1 protein-coding gene is annotated in these 768 nt (G+C 37.1%); it reads right to left on the bottom strand.

Annotated elements, in window-relative coordinates; genetic code table 11:
• Positions 1-175 (bottom strand): helix-turn-helix domain-containing protein (locus tag H9J30_RS21790; RefSeq protein WP_427915951.1); only part of this gene is annotated, 175 nt, incomplete at its 3' end.
• Positions 176-768 lie beyond the last annotated feature (593 nt).

The raw sequence follows: 768 nt of genomic DNA on the forward strand, positions 1-768 counted from the left end.
TCTGAGTTTGTTTTGGATGCCTGGAGCGGCTGGTTATCCAACAAAATCCCATGCTCTTGAGTAGCTTGTAGATGTGATTGGGATGGTACTCGACATTAAACTCACTCGAGATGTATTGCTGGATGTCGGCCCCCGTAAGTCTGCCGCTCTCATCTGATTGTGATTTGAACTCAATATATCTGGCGAGTCTCCTTTTGGGCTCAAAATTCGCCTCCTGTTCAGATTGACTTTCGCATTATATAAATGCTTTGAGCACATTTGTGATTGAGGGACGATAATGAACGGTGATGAAATCGAGCTAAGCCTGATAGCGGATAAAACTAGGTTTTAGCATTGAGTATTCAGGTATATCGTTGAAAGTTAATGATGGCTGTTTCCGTTATTTTTATAAGTAGCGATTAAGATGTTAAGGCAGTGATTAAATCCAGGTTCAATGTAATGCTTAATTTGGAAAGTAGTCGATAATTTGGGCAATTTTATGGATTTTAATTGCTAAATAGATGTCATAGTTAATCAACACATGAACTGTGTGTGAAGTGATGGCATTTTTCCATAAAATCTGGCCTCAAATTAACTTCGAATACACACCGCTATGAGTTCTTCTAAAGCTAAATTGAATAATTTAATTATTCAATTTAGCCCTTAAACCCTCACAGTGTGGATAATTTTGGGTATAACAAGTGTGTAGATTGTGCTTAGCCTGGGTATAAAAATCTATTTGAAAAATAATCATAAAAACCTGCAAAAAGCGCTTGCACAAAAAGTTTC

Source organism: Shewanella cutis, from assembly GCF_022410515.1.
GTDB lineage: Bacteria > Pseudomonadota > Gammaproteobacteria > Enterobacterales > Shewanellaceae > Shewanella > Shewanella cutis.